Origin of the sequence: Affinundibacterium seohonense, assembly GCF_014284305.1 — a bacterium.
Taxonomy (GTDB): Bacteria; Pseudomonadota; Gammaproteobacteria; order Burkholderiales; family Burkholderiaceae_D; genus Undibacterium; species Undibacterium seohonense.
Genome location: NZ_JACOFW010000061.1, coordinates 1 through 1,609 on the forward strand (window position 1 = coordinate 1; position 1,609 = coordinate 1,609).

Annotated in this window: 1 protein-coding gene; it reads right to left on the reverse strand. The window is 48.7% G+C overall.

Going from position 1 to position 1,609, the window contains the following annotated elements; all coding sequences use genetic code 11:
• Positions 1 to 28: 28 nt before the first annotated feature.
• On the reverse strand, positions 29 to 1,567 hold the full coding sequence (locus tag H8K52_RS20535) for an IS3 family transposase (RefSeq protein WP_186924778.1): 1,539 nt from the start codon (positions 1,565 to 1,567) through the stop codon (positions 29 to 31).
• Positions 1,568 to 1,609: the final 42 nt, after the last annotated feature.

Below are 1,609 nucleotides of genomic sequence, written 5' to 3' on the forward strand. Positions count from 1 at the left end.
GGGGGTGCGGATATTTTCTTGGACTGATTTATGTTGTTAAACCCAAGCGCTCTCTGTATTCAATCGGGCTGAGATAGCCTAGGGACATTTTAATACGCTTTTCGTTATACCAGCGAATGTAGGCATCAAGCGCCTCAATGAATTGTTCAATTGTGGTCGAACGCCAATCGCGCGGATAGAACATTTCATTCTTCAACCTTCCAAAGAATCCCTCACAGGCGGCATTATCCGGCGAGCATGCTTTGCGGGACATGGAACGGATCATACAAGCCTTCTCAACACGTGCTAGCCAACCTGGCCACCGGTAGTGACCACCTCGATCGGAATGGACGATCGGTTTGTCAGTGTTATTGGCAATCGTCTCGATGGCAGCATCTAACATTCCATTCACCAGTTCTGCATCCGGGCTTGTACCAATCGACCAGCTCACAACCATGCCATCGAAACAGTCAATCATGGGCGATAGATAAACCTTCCCTGCAGGGATATGGAATTCAGATATGTCTGTGAGCCATTTCTCGTTTGGTGCTTCAGCATGGAAATCACGATTGACGATGTTTTCCGGGGCTGGAGTTATTTCGCCGATATAGGATCGATATCTACGTCGTTTAGGTCTGGCAACATGGAGACCGTCCTGCTTCATCAGGCGCTGAACAACCTTCTCTGAGACGAACATCCTTTGTCGATTCAACGAAGCTTGTATCCGACGATATCCGTAGGATCGGTGATTGTCCTCGAAGATCTCGGTCATGGTGCGCCGTACGTCTGCGTACTTGTCTGCAATCTGTTGGCGCGACCTATGGTAAAAATAGGAGCTGCGTGCAAAATTGAGCCGCTCAAAAAGTTCTATTAAGTTGTATTCTGCTCTAAGGGCGTCAACCAGCACCGTCTTTTCCCGGTTGCTCAGTAAATGCAGGTCGACGCCCAGATCCTTTTTTAGTAGTTCATTGGCCTTCTTGAGAAGATCGTGTTCGAGTTGCAGATTGTGGATGTCGCGCTTGAGTGTTTCAACTTGCTGCTCCAATTTATCACGATCCGATTCTGCCAATGAGCGTTTGTCTTGTTTCATAGAAGCTGAGGCCTCTCGGCCAAGTAACTGGTTCTTCCAGTTGTACAGGGTTACTCGATCAACGTCCAACTTTTGCGCAACTTCCTTTGCACTTCCTTCCCGTGTGCATAGCTCGTAAACGGCAGCGCGCTTGGACGCCAAAGTAACTCTTGGCCTACCACTCTTGCCAATGACGTGATGCGCGGTTTCCGGGTATCGTTCGCGAACCCATTCCCTTAGTTTCGCTCGCCCAGGATATCCCAGCGCCCTTGCGGTATGGGCAATGCAGCGTCCATGGTTTGCGTAATGATCCAGAGCCATAATCTTTTGCTCTTCCGAGTACTTCGCTTTTGGTCGAACGTACCTGTCCTTTAAATCGCCGTGTTCTTGGAATTCATTATGCCAAGCCTTTAATGAATTTTTTGTCGCGTAACCCAATTGGCGAATCGTCGCTTTACAGCGCCTGCCAAGTTTAATGTATAGCTTCACCGCCCGAAGACGTTCTTCATATGAGTACATGAACCACTCCCAAAAGTAGTCCAAGATTTTATCCGCACCCCC

Excerpts from the sequence above, each read along its gene's own strand:
- H8K52_RS20535 (WP_186924778.1), bottom strand. The coding sequence starts at position 1,567 with ATGTACTCATATGAAGAACGTCTTCGGGCGGTGAAGCTATACATTAAA.